Annotated in this window: 1 protein-coding gene; it reads left to right on the top strand. The window is 62.2% G+C overall.

Annotation, left to right across the window (positions count from 1 at the left end):
* The coding region (locus BF99_RS23580) for a hypothetical protein (RefSeq protein ID WP_025772552.1) at positions 1-2217 on the top strand (2217 nt) is incomplete at both ends.

Raw genomic sequence — 2217 nt, 5'->3', positions numbered from 1 at the left:
CACGCTGGCCCAGCCGAGCAACGCCGACGTCAAGGTGGATACCGACACCACGACCACCGGCGAGCAGACCACCCTCACCTTCACCACTTCCGACTGGAACACGGCCCAAGCGGTCACCATCAGCGCGGCCGAAGACGGTGATACCGACAACGACAGCGCGAGCATCTCCGTTACCGCATCGGGCGGCGGCTATGACGAAGCCACCGGCATGGTAAGCGTCGATGTGACGGACAACGATGCGGGGAACCTGACCCTCCCCTCGAACTCCGTTGCAGTCACCGAAGGCGGTACCGCCACCTTCGCCGTGCAGTTGTCGGCGCAACCGACCGGGAACGTGACGGTCACGCTGACCCAGCCGAGCAATGCCGACGTCAAGGTGGACACCGACTCCACCACTGCCGGCAACCAGAACACCCTCACCTTCACAGCCTCCAACTGGAATACGGCCCAGACCGTCACGATCAGCGCAGAGGAGGACGGGGACACCACCGACGAGACCGCAAGCATCTCGGTTTCGGCAACGGGCGGCGGCTATCAAGATGCCACCGGCACCGTGAGCGTCGATGTCACGGACAACGACACGGCGGGGATGACGGTATCGACGAACACCCTCGGCGTCGACGAGAATGCAAGCGCCACCTTCACGGTGCAACTGAATACCCAACCGAGCGGGAATGTGAGCGTGACAGTGGCGCAAACCGGCACGGCCAACCCCGATGTGACGGTGAACCCGACGGCGCTGACATTCACCACCTCGAACTGGGGCACGCCCCAAACGGTGACGGTGAGCGCCGCCGAGGACGACGATGCACTCGATGAGAGCGCGAATCTCTCCCTGAGCGCATCCGGCGGCGGCTACGACGATGTCGACGATCGCAGCGTGAGGGTCGATGTGACGGATGACGACGACCCGACCGGAGAGCTGCCTCCTCCGGCGCTTGATATCTCGAGGGCGACGGTCGCTATAGACGAGGGTTCGTCCGGCACCTTCACGGTGAGACTGACAAGACAACCGAGCGGTAGCGTAACGGTGAGCATGGCGCAGCCGGCGAATGCCGATATCACCTTGGACCGAACCGCGCTGACCTTCACGGCATCGAACTGGAATACCGCGCAAGAGGTTCGGGTGAGCGCCGCCGATGATGACGATGCCGCCGACGAGAGCGCGAGCATCACTCTTACGGCATCGGGCGCCGAATATCGCGACGTGACCGCTACGGTGTCGATCACGGTCAACGATGACGATGGCGCACCGCCCTCCACCGCTCGATCCTTCGCCGTCTCGAATGACCCGGTACTCGTCGATGAGGGATCCTCGACGGTCTTCTCGGTGAAATTGACGGTCATACCTCTCTCGGATGTGACGGTCGTCGTGGGACGGCCATCGAACAGCGATGTCACGACCACCCCTGAGCGGCTGGTCTTCACACCCTCGAATTGGAGCGCAACCCAAGCGGTGACCGTCTTCGCCGCTCAAGACGATGACGCCGAAGACGACAAGGCGAACATTCTCTTACGGGCCTCCGGCGGGGGCTACGACGGCGCCACCCGGAATGTGGCGATCTCGGTCAACGACGATGATCTCTATCTGCTCGGATTGGTCTTGTCCGCCCGGAATCTGACTCTGGACGAGGGCTCCGACCAAACCTTCACGGTACGGCTGAAGAGTCGTCCGAGCGCTGACGTCAAAGTGAACTTCCAGCAATCGTCCAACGGCGACGTGACGGTCGATACCGAACGCACCGTCTTCGGCAAACAAAGCACATTGACATTCACGCCATCGAACTGGAAGTCGCCAAGGACGGTGGTCGTCTCCGCGATTCGAGACGGCGATGCCATCGACGACCATGCGGATATTTCCTTGCATGCCTCGGGCGGCGGCTACAACGGCATCATCGACAGCATCTCGGTGGCGGTGATAGACAACGATGCCTCGCCCGGTCTGGTTTTATCGCCATCTAAAAGCCTGACGGTGACCGAAGGCGGCAGCGGCACCTTCACGGTGAGGCTGACGCAGATGCCGAGCGCGGACGTGATAGTGACCTTGACTCCACCTGCGAGCACCGACGTGAATGTCGATACCGACCCCGGACGGGACGGGAACCAGAATCGACTCGTCTTCACCCCGTCGAACTGGTATCAAGTACAAGCGGTGATCGTGAGCGCCGACCGGGACCGGGACAATATCGACGAAAGAACGAGCGTGTCGATCGCCGC

It is taken from the genome of Thioalkalivibrio sp. HK1, from assembly GCA_000583135.1.
Classification (GTDB): Bacteria; Pseudomonadota; Gammaproteobacteria; order HK1; family HK1; genus HK1.
The sequence above is the reverse complement of the archived record's forward strand: the minus strand, read 5'-3'. Positions and strand labels throughout refer to the sequence as shown.